The sequence below is a fragment of the Streptosporangium sp. 'caverna' genome (assembly GCF_003203775.1).
Taxonomy (GTDB): Bacteria; Actinomycetota; Actinomycetes; order Streptosporangiales; family Streptosporangiaceae; genus Streptosporangium; species Streptosporangium subroseum.
On record NZ_CP029711.1, the window covers coordinates 1,374,200 to 1,392,063 of the forward strand.

General features: G+C 69.1%; 6 protein-coding genes. 2 read left to right on the forward strand and 4 right to left on the reverse strand.

The window, feature by feature from the left end; genetic code table 11:
* Window positions 1–23: 23 nt before the first annotated feature.
* Together mshB and DKM19_RS06260 are read right to left on the reverse strand one after the other, a co-directional pair.
* Window positions 24–875 carry an N-acetyl-1-D-myo-inositol-2-amino-2-deoxy-alpha-D-glucopyranoside deacetylase gene (gene mshB / locus DKM19_RS06255; protein ID WP_110694886.1) on the reverse strand — a complete coding sequence of 284 codons (852 nt, stop codon included), beginning with the start codon at window positions 873–875 and terminating at the stop codon, window positions 24–26.
* A gap of 154 nt (window positions 876–1,029) precedes the next feature.
* Window positions 1,030–2,052 carry a response regulator transcription factor gene (locus tag DKM19_RS06260; RefSeq protein WP_110694887.1) on the reverse strand — a complete coding sequence of 341 codons (1,023 nt, stop codon included), beginning with the start codon at window positions 2,050–2,052 and terminating at the stop codon, window positions 1,030–1,032.
* Window positions 2,053–3,062: 1,010 nt separating this feature from the next.
* On the opposite strand from DKM19_RS06260, the gene mshA reads away from it, so the two are divergent.
* Window positions 3,063–4,337 carry a D-inositol-3-phosphate glycosyltransferase gene (gene mshA, locus DKM19_RS06265; RefSeq protein WP_110694888.1) on the forward strand — a complete coding sequence of 425 codons (1,275 nt, stop codon included), beginning with the start codon at window positions 3,063–3,065 and terminating at the stop codon, window positions 4,335–4,337.
* A gap of 199 nt (window positions 4,338–4,536) precedes the next feature.
* Here mshA and DKM19_RS06270 read toward each other — a convergent pair whose 3' ends face one another.
* The gene (locus DKM19_RS06270) at window positions 4,537–5,271 is read right to left on the reverse strand and encodes a tyrosine-protein phosphatase (RefSeq protein WP_110694889.1); all 735 of its coding nucleotides are present in this window, start codon (window positions 5,269–5,271) and stop codon (window positions 4,537–4,539) included.
* A gap of 166 nt (window positions 5,272–5,437) precedes the next feature.
* Window positions 5,438–6,955: a hypothetical protein gene (locus tag DKM19_RS06275; RefSeq protein ID WP_110694890.1), complete on the reverse strand. Its 1,518-nt coding sequence runs from the start codon at window positions 6,953–6,955 to the stop codon at window positions 5,438–5,440.
* 524 nt (window positions 6,956–7,479) lie between these two features.
* Between DKM19_RS06275 and DKM19_RS06285 the strand changes: the two genes are divergently transcribed.
* Window positions 7,480–17,862, forward strand: coding sequence for a non-ribosomal peptide synthetase (locus DKM19_RS06285; protein ID WP_110694892.1), 10,383 nt, complete (start codon window positions 7,480–7,482; stop codon window positions 17,860–17,862).
* The last annotated feature ends 2 nt before the right edge of the window (window positions 17,863–17,864 follow it).

The window sequence follows — 17,864 nt, forward strand, 5'->3', positions numbered from 1 at the left end:
TCCCGTTGCAGGGCTCGTGCGGCCTAGCCGAAGAGGTCGGTCTCGCGGCCGTCCTGGTCGAGCTTGCCGGGCTCTCCCGCGAGCAGGGTGTAGTACTCCGTCCCCAGCGCGGGCTGTCCCACGTTGTTGGACAGGGCGAAGAACGAGCCTTCCACGCTGAGCTGCGTGCGGTGCGCGCGGAGCGCGGCGAGCTTGGCCCCCAGATGTTCGGTCGCGTCGATCTGCGTGGTCACCTGCTCGTCGGGGATCCCGAAGCCGAAGTCCTCGGCGGACCTCACCCGGTCGAACGGCCCCGTGCCCGCCGCCCGCTTCAGCTCGGACACCGGCATCGCGGTGACGTAGAAGCGGGAGGGCTGCCACGGTTCGCCCGTGCCGTACGACGGGTCGCCGGCCTTCTCGAACGCCCGCCACGCCACCCGGTGGGCCTGGATGTGGTCGGGATGGCCGTAGTAGCCGTTGTCGTCGTAGGTGACGACGACCTGGGGCCGCACCTCCCGGACGATGCCGACCAGCTCGGTCGCCGCCTCGTCGAGATCGGCACGGAAGAAGCACGCCGGGTTGTCGTTGGTGGGAACGCCCATCATGCCGGAGTCGCGCCAGCGTCCGGCCCCGCCGAGGAAGCGGTGATCGTCCACGCCGAGAGCGGCGCAGGCCCGTGCCAGCTCGCCCTCGCGGTACGGGCCCAGCCGGTTCTCGCGGGCGGAGGCGAGATGCCAGGAGTCGGCGGGGATCACGTCGCCCTCCTCGCCGAGGGTGCAGGTGACCAGGCAGACGTGTGCGCCCTCAGCCGCGTACTTCGCCATCGTCGCACCGGTTCCGATCGACTCGTCGTCGGGATGGGCGTGTACGAAGAGAATGCGTTGGTCGCGCGGCATGGCTGATTTCCCCTTGTCCTTTCGGCTGCTGTCGTATTGCCTGCTTCCCGACGGGCGGCCGTCATCACTTGCCAACGGCCGCCTTCCCGCCGAAGGGCATGTCAGGCACACATGTCCTTCGTGTCAAGACGGCCGCGTGTTACCGCGAGGAAATTCACTTGGCGTCGACGTATCCGGTCGTGGCGGCCCGTATTCCGGCCTGGAACCGGCTTACCGCACTGAGATTCTGAAGCAGCGCGCCGATGTGGCGGCGGCAGGTGCGCACGGACATTCCCAGCCTGCGGGCGACGGCCTCATCCGTGAAACCCTGGGCCAGCAGATTGACGATTGCGTGGTGTATTTCGTCCGTGGCGCCCTGGTAACCCATATCGGAGGCGGAATAAGGCGTCGCCGAATTCCACAGGTGCTCGAAGATCTCGGCCAGGAATCCGACGACGGCGGTATCGCGGGCGGCGACGGCGCTCGACGCCGGTTCGGTCTCGCTCGGGTTGGACATGAACGCGATCGCACCATCGAAGATCACAAGGTGGTTGGGAAGCTGGGGCGTCGTGCGCACGCTGGCGCCGGCGGCGATGAGCTTCTTGATGTGTCCCCTGGTGGGAAGGTCGGCGCGGGCACTGTGCTGGTAGAGCATTCGCATGCTCACACCCCGCTCCAGCATGGCCAGGTTGCGCGCCAGCGTGTCGTCCAGGGAGGCGGTCCAGTAGGGGATGCTGGGCTCGATGCTCAGCACCTCGCGATGGCACGCCTCCGCGGCCATGTGCAGCGATCCGCGCACGGCGGCCTCGTCGGGCAGCGCCTCTATGGAGCTGGATGGTTTCTTGCTGCGTTGCGCCTCGTCATATCCGTGCATGAGGGAATGCATCTGCGTACGGATTCCGGTGATCAGATCGCGACGGTGATGAATCTCCGTCTCCATCGGAGATATCAGCGAGGCCGCCGCTATCTCCGGATTCACCGGTACGAGGTTCGAGAGGTGCCCGGGCTCCGGGCGGAGCAGATGGAGTTGTGTCAGCTGGTCTATGGCGTCCTTGACGATGCAGGGGTCCAGCTCAAGTTCTTTGGCGACGTCGTAGGCCGTTCCGATGTGGCCCTTGTGGAGTGCCTCGAAGTAAACCGAGGCCACGTCTTCGTCGAGTGCGCGCGGATGTTCCGGTTGCAAATGAGAGAGGTACATCGCTATCCCCGTCGTTCACCGAACATGCGGTAAGCAATCGTTCTCCCACCGTTTCCCCGGGGGGCCGGCCAAGAGGAACGACCTGCAGGTTCCATGTGGAGTGAATATGTTCCGATCGGCTCGCGTCACGGTGTCGGCCGGTGTGCGGGCAGGCCGATCGGACGGAGGATCGAGGTCGAGAGGGATGTACGGCCCCGGCCTTGAGCGCGCCCGGCGGAGGGACGCCTGGTTCCAGGCAGCGTTCGGCGGATGCTGCCACCGGTGCGGCCGGGGCCCGCCTGGAGATGAGCGACTCGCTTGGCAGGCGAAGCCGTAGCCACGCCTCCAGAGACGAAACCTGTACATCCGACAACCCACCCGCAAGCCTTCACCCCCTTGCAGCTCTTCTTGCCAGAGTGTGCCAGAAAATTGCACAGCATTGCTAGATAGTTGTGATGAACCGTCTGCTCTGTCTTCTCCCGCCCGTCACACCCGGCGTCGCGGTCCGGCGGGCTCCGGCCCCCCTCCGAGCGGTCGCCGCCATAACCGCACACCAGGCCGTTGGCATCATGTGATGGCCAATTGTTGCCAGCGTGCAGGGCCTGAAGGCCTTGATCAAATGGTTGACGTCGCCGTCTTCGAGAGTGTCTGATCGTTAGCAGTTCGCGGCCGACGAGTCCTGACGGGTCGCGACTACGGCCAATCCACGGGCGGGGCCGGGGGGCGCTTTGCTGGATTCCACATCAGAAGTACGGCGAGTTCACCATGTGCGGCCGCCGTACTTCGTCAGGCTCCTCCTCCGGCCGTGAAAGCGGCGCGGTCTCCTGCGGGAGTGAGAGTGGGCACGGCTCACGACCCCTCGCGGGGGTGAGCACAGACATGGCTCACGATCCCTCGCGGAGGTGAGAGCAGACATGGCTCACGCCGTGCCGTTCCTGAACTCCGTACGGGGGCCGAGGTCCCGTTACCGAAGATCCCCAGCCCTGGCCGGGCGACGACGCGCCGCCAGGCGAGTGCTCAAGCGGAGGTGAATGCCCGTGCCGCGACGCCTTCCCCAGAGGATCGCGACCGTCAGCGTCCTTACTTCTCCATTCGCCCAGCCGGGTGGGGGCGACGCCGGAGGGCTCAACGTCTACATCGTCGAGGTCGCCCGGCGAATGGCCGCGTTGGACGTCGAGGTGGAGATCTTCACCCGCGCGATCTCTCCCGACATTCCCCCGCTGGCCGAGCTCGTCCCCGGCGTGCTGGTCCGGCACGTGGCCGCCGGGCCCCCGAAGGAGCTCGACAAGAACGATCTGCCGGGCACCCTGGCCCAGTTCACCTCCGAGATGCTGCGTACCGGGGCCGCCCGCGAGACGGGCGGGTACGACCTCATCCACGCCCACCACTGGCTGGCGGGGCGGGTGGGATCGGTCGCCAAGCAGCGATGGAACGTCCCACTCGTACAGTCCATGCATTCGCTCGGCGCGGTCAAGAACGCGGCGATGGCGCCGGGCGACGAGCAGGAGCCCGCCAGCCGCATCGCGGGGGAGACCGCGGTGGTGGCCGCGGCCGACCGGCTCGTCGCCAACACCGTGCAGGAGGCGAACCAGCTGATCACGCTCTACGGAGCCGATCCGGCGAGGGTGCGGACCGTCAACCCCGGTGTCGACCTGTCCCTCTTCCGCCCCGGCTCGCAGCCGCAGGCGCGGCGCGGTCTGGGCCTGCCCACGGACGCCGTCGTCCTGCTGTTCGCCGGGCGGGTCCAGCCGCTGAAGGCGCCGGACGTGCTGCTGCGCGCCGCCGCCCAGATGATCCAGCACGATCCCGGCCTCGCCCGGCGGCTCGTCGTGGCGATCGTCGGCGGGCCCAGCGGGGCCGGGCTGACGGACCCGGATCATCTGGGCAAACTCGCCGCCGCACTGGGGATCACCGGTCAGGTGAGACTGGAGCCGCCCTGCCCCCAGCCGGAGCTCGCCGACTGGTACCGCGCGGCGACCGCGGTCGTGGTGCCCTCCCACGCGGAGACGTTCGGTCTCGTGGCCGTGGAGGCCCAGGCGTGCGGCACACCCGTGGTGGCCGCGGCCGTCGGCGGTCTGCGTACGGCGGTGCGGGACGGGATCTCCGGGGTGCTCGTGGACGGGCACGACCCGGCTCAGTACGCGCGGGTGCTCGGCGACCTCGTCTCGGCGCCGCGGCACCTGCGGATGCTTCAGAAGGGCGCGATCACCCACGCCTCCCGGTTCGGCTGGGAACAGGCCGTCGACGAGCTGATGACGTTGTACGGCGAGGCCATGGACGGGGTCCTGACGACCGTGGACGCGTGAAGGGGGACGGAGCCCTGAGAACTGTGAACGCGCGAAGGCAGACGGGGTCCTGACGACCGTGGACGCGCGAAGGGGACGAGGTTCTGAGGACCGTGGACGCGTGAAGGCAGACGGGGCCTGAGAACCGTGAACGCGTGAAGGGAGACGGAGCGAGGACCGTGGACGCGTGAAGGGCCGGGCGGCTGAGGCGGCGGGAGCCTCAGCCCGCGGGGCTCGCGGATCCGAGGATCAGGGCGCGTACGGCGGCCAGATCGGCGTCGCCGACACCGCCCGCGCGGAGATAGGCCTCGGCGTCGAGGGACTCCACCGTGGAGAGGATGATCTCGCGGGCGGAGGTGTTCGCGCGGTCGAGCAGCGCCTGGATGCGAGGGGCCTCGTCGGGCTCGCCCAGCTTGGCGTAGAGCGGTCGCAGACGGACGGTGCTCAGCTCGTAGTCGGAGGCGATGTCGCCGGGGGCGACCCCCGCGAGCATGAGCAGCAGCAGGGTGATGAGCCCGGTGCGGTCGCGACCCGCGACGCAGTGCAGGAGAACGCCGCCGGGTTCGGCCCGGGCGATCGCGGTGACGGCCGCGGCACAGCGCTCCGCCTTCCGTTCCAGGAACGGCCGGTAGTACAGGGGCGTGCCGTACACGCCCTTGCCCAGCCCGTTCCAGAACTCGGTGTCGGCGCGGTCGTCCAGGGGCACGCGCACGATGGTGAGCCCCGCCGGGCGGTCGTCAGCTGCGGGGAGGTGCTCGCCGTCGTTGCGGAGGTCGACGATCGTACGGATGCCGTAGTCGGCGAGCGCCGCCCAGCCGGCCGGGGTGAGGCGATGGGGGGTGTCGGAACGGACGACGGCGCCCCAGCGGGTCTCGCGGCCGTCGGCGGTGCGCATGCCGCCCAGGTCACGGACGTTGTAGCAGCCGTCCCAGTCGAGATGCCGGTCGCGGGTCATCCGATCGCCCCGGCGAGAGGCCCCTGGTCTTCCGTGAACCGGATGAGACGGCCCTCTGCGAAGTCGATGAGAAGCCCTCGGTTTTCCATGAGATCGCCCCCGGTCCGGTTCTCACGCCGGCATCCCGCGCTGCGTGGTCGTTCTCGTGTGGTCCCGGCACCCCGCACTACGCGATCGTCCCCGTCTGGCCGAACACCGGCGCGTCCAGGGCATATTCCGAAGCGGCCCAGACCATCAGGTCCTCGATGTGCAGGAGCATGCTCTCGGCCGTCTCTCCCCAGCCGGTCGCGTCACCCCACTGGAGGCTGAGAACGGCGCCCGCGCGGCGATGGAGCACCGTCAGCATGTATCTGGCGCCCAGCGGCCGGGGCGGGGTGAAGGTGACGGTCCTGTCGTCCGCGGTCACGTCGCCGGGGAAGCCGTCCTTCTCCGCCGGCCACACCGGGTTGAAGTCGTTCGTGACCGAGTCGTCCATGTAGCTGAACCGCGGATAGGCGACCCCGGTCTTGTAGAGGTCCTCAAGGATCTCCTCGCACATCCGCTCGGTGGCGTACGGGTCGGCGTTGGCGAACCGGTGGCCGTACAGCTGCTGGGCGGCGCAGTCGGCGAGGGCCCGGCGGTAGGAATCCGCCGCGTCCCCGCTCGCCGGCCCCGGGACGAGCACCGGCATCGTCATGGTCGCCTTCCGCACCGAACGTCTCGCGCCGGCGGAGAACCTGTTCGCCGAGATCGCGAACAGACCGGCCTGCGGTGACCGTTCCACCGCGCAGACGGCGGTGCCGAAGGCGAGGAGGAAGGCGGCGGAGGGGGACACCCCCGTCGCCCGCGCTATCGCCCCGGCGGCCTGCCCGGCCCGGCGGGAGATCAGCCAGCAGGAGCGGAACGCCCCCTGCTCCGCAGCGGATGGACCGCTGTGAGGGGTGCGGCCGTCGAGCGCCTTCCCGAAGCGGGACGCTCCCTGCTCCGAGGGGGGCCGCGGGCGGGCGGACGGTCCGCTGCGAGGGGTGTGGCCGTCGAGTGCCTTCCTGAAGCCGAGCAGCCGCTGCTCCCAGTACCCCAGGGCCCGCCGCTGGTAGACCAGCCCGGCCGGGGAGGTCTCCGACAGCGCGACGTCGATCGGCTGCTCGGCGCCTTCGACGCGTCCGGTGCGTTCGGCGCCGAACGGCTCGCGGCCCGCGGTACGCGACCTGATCGCGCGGGTCAGGTCGTCGCAGAGGACCCGCATCCCCCAGGGGTCGATCGCGACGTGGTCGACGACGATGTCGATCCGGCGCGCGAGCCCGCCCGTCGCGTACAGGACGACCTTGATGGGCCACTCGGCGCCGATCCGGAAGCACGTGCGCCGCCAGGGCGTGTCGAACCGCCGCCGGCCCGCCACATCCTCGTCCGTCACCTGGATCACGTCGTCCAGCCGCTCGTCGACCGGGCAGACGTACTGGCGGCTGCCCTCCTGGCCGGCGCGGTGGATCAGCGAGCGCAGTCCCTCGTGCCTGACGAGGACGTCGCGCACCGCCGTGACGACATGATCGACGGGCACGTCGCGTCCCGGTATCACGGCGCAGATGTTGTCCTCGAAGGAGGTGTCCGTGTCGGTGGGAACCCAGTGGACCCACTCCTGCTGGGCCCAGGTGAGCCTTCCGCTCCGTATCACCGATGAACTCGGTGACCATTCGGATTCGGTCATCAGAAGCCCCCGCCTTCGATTATCGACATTCTCCCTCGGCGGTCGGAATTCGAAATGGCGAATGGGAGGGAGAAACCGTCATGGTCGGCCTTCTGGCCTGTGCCCGGTGGAATTCCGGGAATTCACGGGATTTCCCGGGTTGTGAGCGCGCCGGCCAATAGTGATCACACACGCTCCGGGGCGGTGCGGTCAAGCTCCCGGGCCCTGTCTTCGCGTCTCGCGCGCTGGCAACAAGTGGCAGACCACATGATGTCAGCGGCATTCCGGGAGGCCGTTCGCGACTCCTTGCGATGTCAGGAACGGTCCACCCTGGTTATCGGCATATAAGCCATGAATGTTGACTGCTTGTGGGCATATGTAGGCGTCTGCCATTATTTTGTGGTGATTATGATGGATCGCCTTTCGGGGGGCGCGGCCTGTCGGCGGGATTTTGTCATGAGGACGGTTTCGCGACTCCCCTTATCTGCCGGTCCGGCCTTCGAAGGGTTTGTCGCGGCGGCCTCCGAGATCTCGGAGCCCTAGGAATGGAGACTCCCACGCAAGGCGACATCACCCCCAGGCCCGGTGGGATCCGCGAGCTGCCGCTCTCGTTCGGCCAGGAGCGCATGTGGTTCCTCGACCAGCTCGAGCAGACCGGCGGCGCCGCGGCCCACAACATCTTCATCGCCGAGCGGCTCCGCGGAACGCTCGACGCCGGAGCGCTGGAACGGGCGCTCGCGGAGATCGTGGCCCGGCACGAGGTGCTGCGGACCCGGTTCCCGAGCAGGGACGGGGCACCGGTCCAGGTTGTCGACGAGGTGGGCCGGGGGGCGGCCCCGCTGAACTTCGAGTCCCTGGACCTGACAGATCTTCCCGAGTCCGAGCGCGAGGCAGAGGTCCTGCGGCTCGTCCGGGAGCGGATCGAGCGGCGGTTCGACCTGGCGGGCGGACCGCCGCTCCGGACGGGCCTGCTGCGCCTGTCCGAGCGGGAACACGTGCTGTACGCGGTGTTCCATCACATCGCCGTGGACGGCTGGTCGGTGGGGGTGTTCCTGCACGAGCTGGCCTCGCTGTACGAGGCGTTCCTGGGTGGCGGCCGGTCGCCGTTGGCGCCGCCGCCGATCCAGTATGCCGACTTCGCGCTCTGGCAGAGGGAACGCGTCGAAGGGCCGGCCGGCGAGCGACCCGGACGGATCGAGGGACCGACCGATGAGCTGGCCGGACAGGTTGAAGGACCGACCGGCGAGCGGCCCATCCGGGCCGAGGGGTCGGCCGGTCAGCGGCCCGTCCGGGCCGAGGGACCGGCCGGTCAGCGGCCCGGACGCCTCGACGGGCAGGCGGGCAGGCAGCTCGACTACTGGCGGCGGCGACTGGCCGACCCGCCGACGCTCGAACTCCCGACGGACCGGCCGCGTCCCCCCGTCAGGACCACCGTCGGCGGCTGTGCCAGGCTCCGGCTTCCCCAGCCGCTGAGCGACGGGATCGACGAGCTCGCCCGGCGCACGCGCTGCACCCCCTTCATGGTGCTGCTCACCGTCTACCTGGTCCTGCTGTCGCGCTACTCCGGTCAGAAGGACATCTGCGTCGGGACGCCGGTCGCGGGGCGGGACCGGGACGAGCTGGAGTCGCTCATCGGGCTCTTCCTCAACACCCTCGTGATCCGCGGGGACCTGTCGGGCGATCCGACCTTCCAGGAGATGCTCGTCCGCGTCCGCACGGCGGCCCTGAAGGCGTACTCCAACGGCAGCCTCCCCTTCGACCGCCTGGTGAGCGAGCTCAACGTCCCGAGAGACCTCAGCCGCACCCCGCTCTTCCAGGCTCAGCTCGTCCTTCACGACTACCGCGGCACCACCCTGGTCCTGCCCGGCGTCACCGCCGACTTTCTCGACCTGGGCATACGGCCGGCGATGTTCGACCTGTCGCTGGAGTTCGGGCGGCAGGACGACGGCCTCGACCTCTTTCTGATCTACAACGCGGCGCTGTTCGACCATGCCACGGCCGAGCGTATGGCGGGGCACCTCGAGACCATGCTGGTCCGGGTGGTCGATGATCCCGGTCTTCGGCTGTCGGAGCTGGGCCTGTTGCCGGATGCCGAACGTGAGCGGGTCCTTCACGACTGGAACGACACCGCGGTCTCCCGCCCGGAGGCGACCCTCCACGATCTGGTCGCCGGCGAGGCCGACGCGGTCGCGGCGACGTGTGGGGGGCGGAGTCTGACCTATGCCGAGTTGGGGGTGGAGGTCAATCGGCTGGCCAATCGTCTGCGGCGTGGGGGGGTGCGGCCCGGCGTTCTTGTGGCCCTGTGCGTCTCCCGCTCGCTGGAGATGCTGGTCGGGTTGCTGGCGGTGATGAGGGCGGGGGGCGCGTATCTGCCTCTTGATCCGGACTATCCCTCGGAGCGGCTCTCCTTCGTCCTCCAGGACTCGGGCGCGGAGCTGCTGCTGACCGAGGAGCACTTGCGGGAACGGCTGCCCGGCGGTGCCGTTCCGGTCCTCCTCATCGAGGATCTCCAGGCGTTCGCCGGCGAGTCCGATTCCGCGCCGGCGCCGCTGGCGACGCCGGACGATCTCGCGTATGTGATCTATACCTCGGGTTCGACGGGTCGCCCGAAGGGTGTCGCGATCGAGCACCGTGCCGTGGTCAATCTGCTGCTGGCGATGCGGGACCTACTGGACGCGGGGCCGGGGCATCTCTGGTTGGCACTCACGTCCCTGTCGTTCGACATCTCCGCCCTCGAACTCTTCCTTCCCCTGGTCAGCGGCGGGCGCGTGCTCATCGCGGGGAGTACGGAGGCCGCAGATGCGCACGCGCTGGTGCGACTCATCTCGACGTACGACGTGACGCATGTTCAGGCGACGCCCTCGGGCTGGCGGGCGCTGCTCGACGCCGGATTCGATCGGCGGTCGGTGACCGCGTTGACCGGTGGTGAGGCGTTGCCGCCGGCTCTCGCTCGTGCGCTGCGGGGGCGCGTGGGGGCGATGTGGAATGTCTACGGTCCTACCGAGACGACGATCTGGTCGACCTGCGAGCCGGTGCCCGAAGAGCCGGGGATCGTGACGATCGGCAGGCCGCTGGCCAACACGCGGGTCTATGTGCTGGATGAGAGGTTCGATCCGGTCCCGGTGGGGGTGGTGGGGGAGCTGTTCATCGCGGGCGAGGGGCTGGCGCGGGGTTATCTGAATCGTCCGGCCCTGACCGCGGAGCGTTTCCTGGCCGATCCGTTCGGTCCTCCGGGGTCGCGCCTGTATCGGACCGGTGATCAGGTGAGATGGCTGGCTGATGGGCGGCTGGAGTTTCTGGGCCGGGCCGATGGTCAGGTGAAGCTCCGGGGTCACCGGATCGAGCTGGGCGAGATCGAGGCCGTACTGGAGACCCACCCCGCGGTCACTCGCGCGGTCGCGGCGGTTTTCGATGACACCTTGGTGGCCTATGTCGTCGGTGATTCGGCGGGCCTGCGTGAGCATGTCGCGCGCGCACTGCCTGCGATCATGGTGCCGGCGGTGGTGGTGCCGCTCTCCGCGTTGCCTCTGACTCCGAACGGCAAGCTCGACCGTAAGGCGCTGCCCGCGCCCGACCGGCCGTCGGCGGGTCTTGGCCGTCTGCCGGAGAGTCTTCTGGAACGGCGGATGGCTGGGATCTTCGCCGAGGTGCTGGGGCTGGAGTTGGGCGAGCTCGGTGCCGATGATGACTTCTTTGGTCTGGGTGGTCATTCGCTGTTGGCGGTCAAGGTCACGGCGAGGGCTGCCGCGCTGCTTGGTGTCGAGGTTCCGGTGAGGGAGCTTTTCACCCAGCCGACCGTCGCCGGATTCGCAGCCGCTCTCAGTGCCGCAGTGGAGGACCGTACGTCCGGCCATGCCCGCAGCGTCCCACTGCGCCGACGGCCGGACGGCACACCGCCGCCGCTCTCGCCTGCCCAGGAGCGGCTCTGGTTTTTGCACCGGTTCGACCCCGATGACGCGGCCTACAACATGTTCAGCGTGTGGCGTTTGCGCGGCGCGCTCGACACCGAGGCGTTGAGCCGCGCTTTCCAGGACCTGGTGGCGCGGCACGAGACCCTGCGGACGCGCTATCCCGACGTGGAAGGCAGACCGGTTGTGGTCGCCGAACCGCCGGGCGGACCAACGATTGAGCACGTTGACCTCACCGGACAAGAGCGTGCCGGGCAAGAGCGCGCGGAACAGGAGCCTCTGGGGCAAGGGCACGCGAGGCAAGGGCTTCTAGAGGAAGAGCGCGCGGAACAGGAATTTTTGGGGCAAAGGCGCGCGGGGCAGGGGCTTCTGGAGGAAGAGCACGCGGGACGGAAGCGTCAGGGAGAAGAGCACGCAGGGTCGGAGCTCACGGGAGAAGGTCGCATCGGAGACGGACTCGACGCGCGGGTGGAGGAGGCCAGGCGACTGGTCGCCGAGCGGACGAACGCTCCCTTCGATCTCACCGAGGCACCTCCGTTGCGTGTCAGCCTGCTGCGCCTGGCCGAGGACGACCATGTGCTGTGCGTCGTGCTTCACCACATCGCGGGCGACGGCTGGTCGCTCAACGTGCTTGGAGACGACCTGACCAGCCTTTATGCGGCTCATCGCAATGGGACCTCCCCGGAACTCGCAGAGCTGGGGGTGCGGTACGGGGATGTCGCGTTCTGGCAGCGGGGTCAGGACGACACGGCGGCGCTCGACTACTGGCGTGAGCGGCTCGCCGACCCGCCCGTGCTGGAACTACCGCTCGACCACGCCCGCCCGCGGGTTCTCGCTCACCGGGGAGGGGCTTATTCCTTCCGGCTGCCGGCCGGTGTCGCCGCGGAACTGGAGAGGGTGGGCCAAGGGCGCGGTGCGACTCTTTTCATGGTGCTGCTGGCCGCCTACCAGGTGCTGCTGGCTCGCCACAGCGGGCAGGACGACATCATGGTCGGCTCGCCTTTTGCCGGGCGAGACCGCGTCGAGTTGGAGCCGATCGTCGGCTACCTCGCCAACACGCTCGTCCTGCGGGGTGATCTGTCGGGCGACCCGTCCTTCACCGACCTTCTCGGCAGCACGCGGACGACCGTTTTGGAGGCGATGGCCCACCAGGACGTGCCGTTCGAGAAACTCCTGGCCGAGTTGGAGGTGGAGCGCGACCTGAGCCGTACCCCGCTCTTTCAGACCATGGCCATCTTGCACAGCCAGGACGGAGAGGGCGGAAACAGGGAGACCTTCGCCGATCTGGCGCTGGAGTTCTTCGACGCCGGGTATCGGCAGGCCAAGTTCGATCTCATGCTGGAGGCCTGGCGAAACGACGAAGGGCTCGACCTCTTCCTGATCTACAACGCGGCCTTGTTCGACCATGCCACGGCCGAGCGTATGGCGGGGCACCTCGAGACCATGCTGGTCCGGGTGGTCGATGATCCCGGTCTTCGGCTGTCGGAGCTGGGCCTGTTGCCGGATGCCGAACGTGAGCGGGTCCTTCACGACTGGAACGACACCGCGGTCTCTCGCCCGGAGGCGACCCTTCACGATCTGGTTGCGGGTGAGGCCGACGCGGTCGCGGCGATGTGCGGGGGGCGGAGTCTGACCTATGCCGAGTTGGGGGTGGAGGTCAATCGGCTGGCCAATCGTCTGCGGCGTGAGGGGGTGCGGCCCGGCGTTCTTGTGGCTCTGTGTGCGTCTCGTTCGCTGGAGATGCTGGTCGGGTTGCTGGCGGTGATGAGGGCGGGGGGCGCGTATCTGCCTCTTGATCCGGACTATCCCTCGGAGCGGCTTTCTTTTGTTCTTCAGGACTCGGGCGCGGAGCTGCTGCTGACCGAGGAGCACTTGCGGGAACGGCTGCCCGGCGGTGCCGTTCCGGTCCTCCTCATCGAGGATCTCCAGGCGTTCGCCGGCGAGTCCGATTCCGCGCCGGTGCCGCTGGCGACGCCGGACGATCTCGCGTATGTGATCTATACCTCGGGTTCGACGGGTCGCCCGAAGGGTGTCGCGATCGAGCACCGTGCCGTGGTCAATCTGCTGCTGGCGATGCGGGACCTACTGGACGCGGGGCCGGGGCATCTCTGGTTGGCACTCACGTCCCTGTCGTTCGACATCTCCGCGCTGGAGTTCTTCCTGCCGCTGGTCAGTGGTGGGCAGGTGCTCATCGCGGAGGTCATGGACGCGCATGCGCTGGTGCGACTCGTCTCGGTGCATGGTGTGACGCATGTTCAGGCGACGCCCTCGGGCTGGCGGGCGTTGCTTGATGCGGGGTTCGATCGGCGGTCGGTGACCGCGTTGACCGGTGGCGAGGCGTTGCCGCCGGCTCTCGCTCGTGCGCTGCGGGGGCGCGTGGGGGCGATGTGGAATGTCTACGGTCCCACCGAGACGACGATCTGGTCGACCTGCGAGCCGGTGCCCGAAGAGCCGGGAGTCGTGACGATCGGCAGGCCGCTGGCCAACACCCGGGTCTACGTACTGGATGAGAGGTTCGATCCGGTCCCGGTGGGGGTGGTGGGGGAGCTGTTCATCGCGGGCGAGGGGCTGGCGCGGGGTTACCTGAATCGTCCGGCCCTGACCGCGGAGCGCTTTCTGGCCGATCCGTTCGGTCCTCCGGGGTCGCGCCTGTATCGGACCGGTGACCAGGTGAGATGGCTGGCTGATGGGCGGCTGGAGTTTCTGGGCCGAGCCGATGGCCAGGTGAAGCTCCGGGGTCACCGGATCGAGCTGGGCGAGATCGAGGCCGTACTGGAGAGCCACCCAGCAGTCACTCGCGCGGTCGCGGCGGTTTTCGATGACACCTTGGTGGCCTATGTCGTCGGTGATTCGGCGGGCCTGCGTGAGCATGTCGCGCGGTCGCTGCCTGCGATCATGGTGCCGGCGGTGGTGGTGCCGCTCTCCGAGCTGCCTCTGACTCCGAACGGCAAGCTTGATCGTAAGGCGCTGCCCGCGCCTGACCGGCCGTCGGCGGGTCTTGGCCGTCTGCCGGAGAGTCCTCTGGAACGGCGGATGGCTGGGATCTTCGCCGAGGTGCTGGGGCTGGAGGTGGGCGAGCTCGGTGCCGATGATGACTTCTTTGGTCTGGGTGGTCATTCGCTGTTGGCGGTCAAGGTCACGGCGAGGGCTGCCGCGCTGCTTGGTGTCGAGGTTCCGGTGAGGGAGCTTTTCACCCAGCCGACCGTCGCCGGATTCGCAGCTGTCCTGGACACGGCCCTCCACGACCGGGCGGAGGACCGCACCCCTGCCCTCCCGCTGCAACGGAGGCCGGACGGCGCACCGCCGCCGCTCTCGCCCGCGCAGGAGCGGCTCTGGTTCCTGCACCGGCTGGACCCGGATGAGGCGGCCTACAACATGTTCAGCGTGTGGCGTTTGCGCGGCGCGCTCGACACCGAGGCGTTGAGCCGCGCCTTCCAGGATCTGGTGGCGCGGCACGAGACCCTGCGGACCCGCTATCCCGACGTGGAGGGCAGACCGGTTGTGGTCGCCGAACCGCCGGGCGGACCGGTGATCGAGCACCTCGACCTCACCGGGCAGGAGCATGCCGGGCAGGAACCTCTGGGGGAGGAGCACACGGGGGAAGAGCACACGGGACGGAAGCTTCTGGAGGAAGGGCACGCGGGGCAAGGGCACGCGGGGCAGGGGTTTCTGGAGGAAGAGCACGCGGGACGGAAGCTTCGGGGAGAAGAGCACGCGAGGTCAGAGATCCCGGGGGGAGGTCACACCGGGGAGAGGACCACGGCGAAAGAGCGTGTCGCGGAAGGGTTCGCGGGACGGGTGGAGGAGGCCAGGCGGCTGGTCGCCGAGCGGACCAATGCCCCCTTCGATCTCACCGGGGCGCCTCCGTTGCGTGTCAGCCTGCTGCGCCTGGCCGAGGACGACCATGTGCTGTGCGTCGTGCTTCACCACATCGCGGGCGACGGCTGGTCGCTCAACGTGCTTGGAGACGACCTGACCAGCCTTTATGCGGCTCATCGTGAGGGGATCTCCCCGGACCTCGCAGAACTGGGGGTGCGGTACGGGGATGTCGCGTTCTGGCAGCGGGGTCAGGACGACACGGCGGCGCTCGACTACTGGCGTGCGCGGCTCGCCGACCCTCCCGTGCTGGAACTACCGCTCGACCACGCCCGCCCACAGGTCTTCGCCCATCGGGGAGGATTCCACTCCTTCCGGCTGCCGGCCGGTATCGCCACAGAGCTGGAGAGGGTGGGACAGGAGCACGGCGCGACCCTTTTCATGGTGCTGCTCGCCGCCTACCAGGTGCTGCTGGCTCGCCACAGCGGGCAGGACGACATCATGGTCGGCTCGCCCTTCGCCGGGCGAGACCGCGTCGAGCTGGAGCCGATCGTCGGCTACCTCGCCAACACGCTTGTCCTGCGGGGTGATCTGTCGGGAGACCCGTCCTTCGCCGACCTTCTCGGCAGCACGCGGATGACCGTTTTGGAGGCGATGGCCCACCAGGACGTGCCGTTCGAGAAGCTGCTGGCCGAGTTGGAGGTGGAGCGTGACCTGAGCCGTACCCCGCTCTTTCAGACCATGGCCATCTTGCACAGCCAGGACGGAGAGGGTGGGAGCAGGGAGACCTTCGCCGATCTGGCGCTGGAGTTCTTCGACGCCGGGTATCGGCAGGCCAAGTTCGATCTCATGCTGGAGGCCTGGCGAAACGACGAAGGGCTCTCCCTTGTGCTCGGCTACGACGCCGAGCTGTTCGACGCGGTGACCGTCGTCCGCCTCGCCGAGCGGTTCGCCGTCCTGTGCGGTGCGATCGCGGCCGATCCCCATCGTCCCCTCTCCGCGCTGCCACTCCGTACGGCCGCCGATGACGCTCTGCTGCGCGTCCTCGAAGCGGTGACAGAGCATCCCGGCAGTTCCCTCGCACCGGCGCCGATCGGCGAGCCGATCACCGCTTACTCCGGCGATCCCCTCGTGTCGGAACCGATCGGCGAGGCGACTGCCGTTCACTCCGGTGGTCTCCCCGTACCGGGGTCGCTCGGTGAGGCGATCCCGGCTCACTCCGGCGATCCTCTTGTGTCGGGACCGATCGGCGAGGCGACTGTCGCTCATTCCGGTGTTCCCCTCGTACCGGAGCTGATCGGCGAGGTGATCGCCTCCCACGCCGATGCCACCGCGCTGAGCTGCGGCGACGAGACACTGACCTACGCGGGCCTGGAGCGCCGCGTAGCCTCGCTCTCGGTCGCGCTCCGCCGACGGGGCGTCGAGCGGGAGACGATCGTCGCGGTCCGCGTGAATCGGTCGATCGACGCCATGGTGGCGTTGCTGGCGGTGTGGCGGGCCGGTGGTGCCTACCTGCCCGTCGATCCCGAACTCCCGGAGGAACGGGCCGGGTTGCTCCTCGCCGACAGCGGTGCCGCGCTGGTGGTGACGGGACGGAACCTTGACGACCTGCCGGGAGATGTCCCGACACTGCGCCTCGACGGCTTGAACGGCCTGGACGAGCTTGACGGCTTGAACAGTCTGGGTGGCTTGGACGAGTTTGACGGTCTGAGCAGCCTGGACGGATCGGACGAGCTGGGACGTCTGGACGGATCCGAAGCGCCGGCCGGGCGGGAAGAGCCGCCTGAGCTTGGTGAGCCGGACAGCGAGAGGCCCGGGACGGAGCTCGAAGGGCCGCATCGCACCGACGCCGCCGACGCCGCGTATGTGATCTACACCTCCGGCTCCACCGGCCTGCCCAAGGGCGTGGTGGTGGAACACGGGGCCCTGGCCGCCCGGGTGACCTGGATGAGGGAGGCCTACGGTCTGGGGCCGGGAGACCGCGTGGTCCAGTTCGCCTCGCTCAGCTTCGACGCGCACGCCGAGGAGATCTACCCCGCCCTCGCCTCGGGGGCGACCCTGGAGCTCCTGCCAGAGGGGGCGGTCACCCTCCCCGAGGTCCTCGCCGGACCACGAGGGCCGGAGGTGACGGTCCTGGATCTCCCGACGGCCTACTGGCACCGGCTGGTCGACCAGATGGACGACGTGGCCTGGCCCGAACGGCTGCGGCTGGTCATCCTCGGTGGCGAGCAGGTGCACGCGAGCGCCGTGGCCCGCTGGCGGGAACGGTTCGGCGACGGGGTGCGCCTGGTGAACACCTACGGACCCACAGAGGCCACGATCATCGCCACCGCAGCGGACCTCGGCCCCGCCGACACCGAGGAACGCCCGCCGATCGGCCGTCCGATCGGCGGCGTGCGGGCGATTGTCCTCGACGCTCACGGCCACCACGTGCCACCCGGCGCGCCGGGAGAGCTCCTCCTCGGCGGCGCCGGACTCGCCCGCGGCTACCTCGGGCACTCGGACCTGACCGCCGAGCGTTTTGTGTCCGATCCCGAGGTCGGGCGGCTCTACCGGACCGGTGACCTGGTCCGCTGGCGCGCGGACGGGCAGCTGGAGTTCCTGGGCCGCCTCGACGACCAGATGAAGGTCCGCGGGTTCAGGATCGAACCCGCGGAGATCGAGGGGCGCCTGCTCGCCCGTCCCGGCGTGCGGCAGGCGGCGGTCACCGCCCACGATGACAGGCTCGTCGCCTATGTCGCCGGCTCCGTCGACCCGGCGGAGCTCCGGCGTCACCTGGCCGGGGGGCTTCCGCCGTACATGGTGCCCGAGGTCTGGGTGGTGCTGGACGAACTGCCGACGACCTCGGGCGGAAAGATCGACCGCAGGGCTCTCCCCGCGCCCGGCTTCGACGAGGACCGGCCGTTCGTGGCGGTCAGGACCGATGCCGAGGCCCTGGTGGCGAAGGTCTGGCAGGAGGTGCTGCGGGTCGACAGGGTCGGCGCCTTCGATGACTTCTTCGTGCTGGGCGGTCACTCGCTGCTCGCCGTACGGGTCGGCGCGCACCTGCGTGCGGCCATGGGGATCGACGTTCCCATCCGCGCGCTCTTCAGGAATCGTACGGTGGCCGACCTCGCGGTCGCGATGGAGGAGCTGCTCATGGAAGAACTGTCCGCGCTGACCGACGAAGAGGCCGCCCTGCTGCTCGACGAGGAAGCGCCGTGACC

What these genes read in the sequence shown, in the direction of transcription:
- mshB (WP_110694886.1), bottom strand. Translation starts at nt 875, where the DNA reads ATGCCGCGCGACCAACGCATTCTCTTCGTACACGCCCATCCCGACGAC.
- DKM19_RS06260 (WP_110694887.1), bottom strand. Translation starts at nt 2,052, where the DNA reads ATGTACCTCTCTCATTTGCAACCGGAACATCCGCGCGCACTCGACGAA.
- mshA (WP_110694888.1), top strand. Translation starts at nt 3,063, where the DNA reads ATGCCCGTGCCGCGACGCCTTCCCCAGAGGATCGCGACCGTCAGCGTC.
- DKM19_RS06270 (WP_110694889.1), bottom strand. Translation starts at nt 5,271, where the DNA reads ATGACCCGCGACCGGCATCTCGACTGGGACGGCTGCTACAACGTCCGT.
- DKM19_RS06275 (WP_110694890.1), bottom strand. Translation starts at nt 6,955, where the DNA reads ATGACCGAATCCGAATGGTCACCGAGTTCATCGGTGATACGGAGCGGA.
- DKM19_RS06285 (WP_110694892.1), top strand. Translation starts at nt 7,480, where the DNA reads ATGGAGACTCCCACGCAAGGCGACATCACCCCCAGGCCCGGTGGGATC.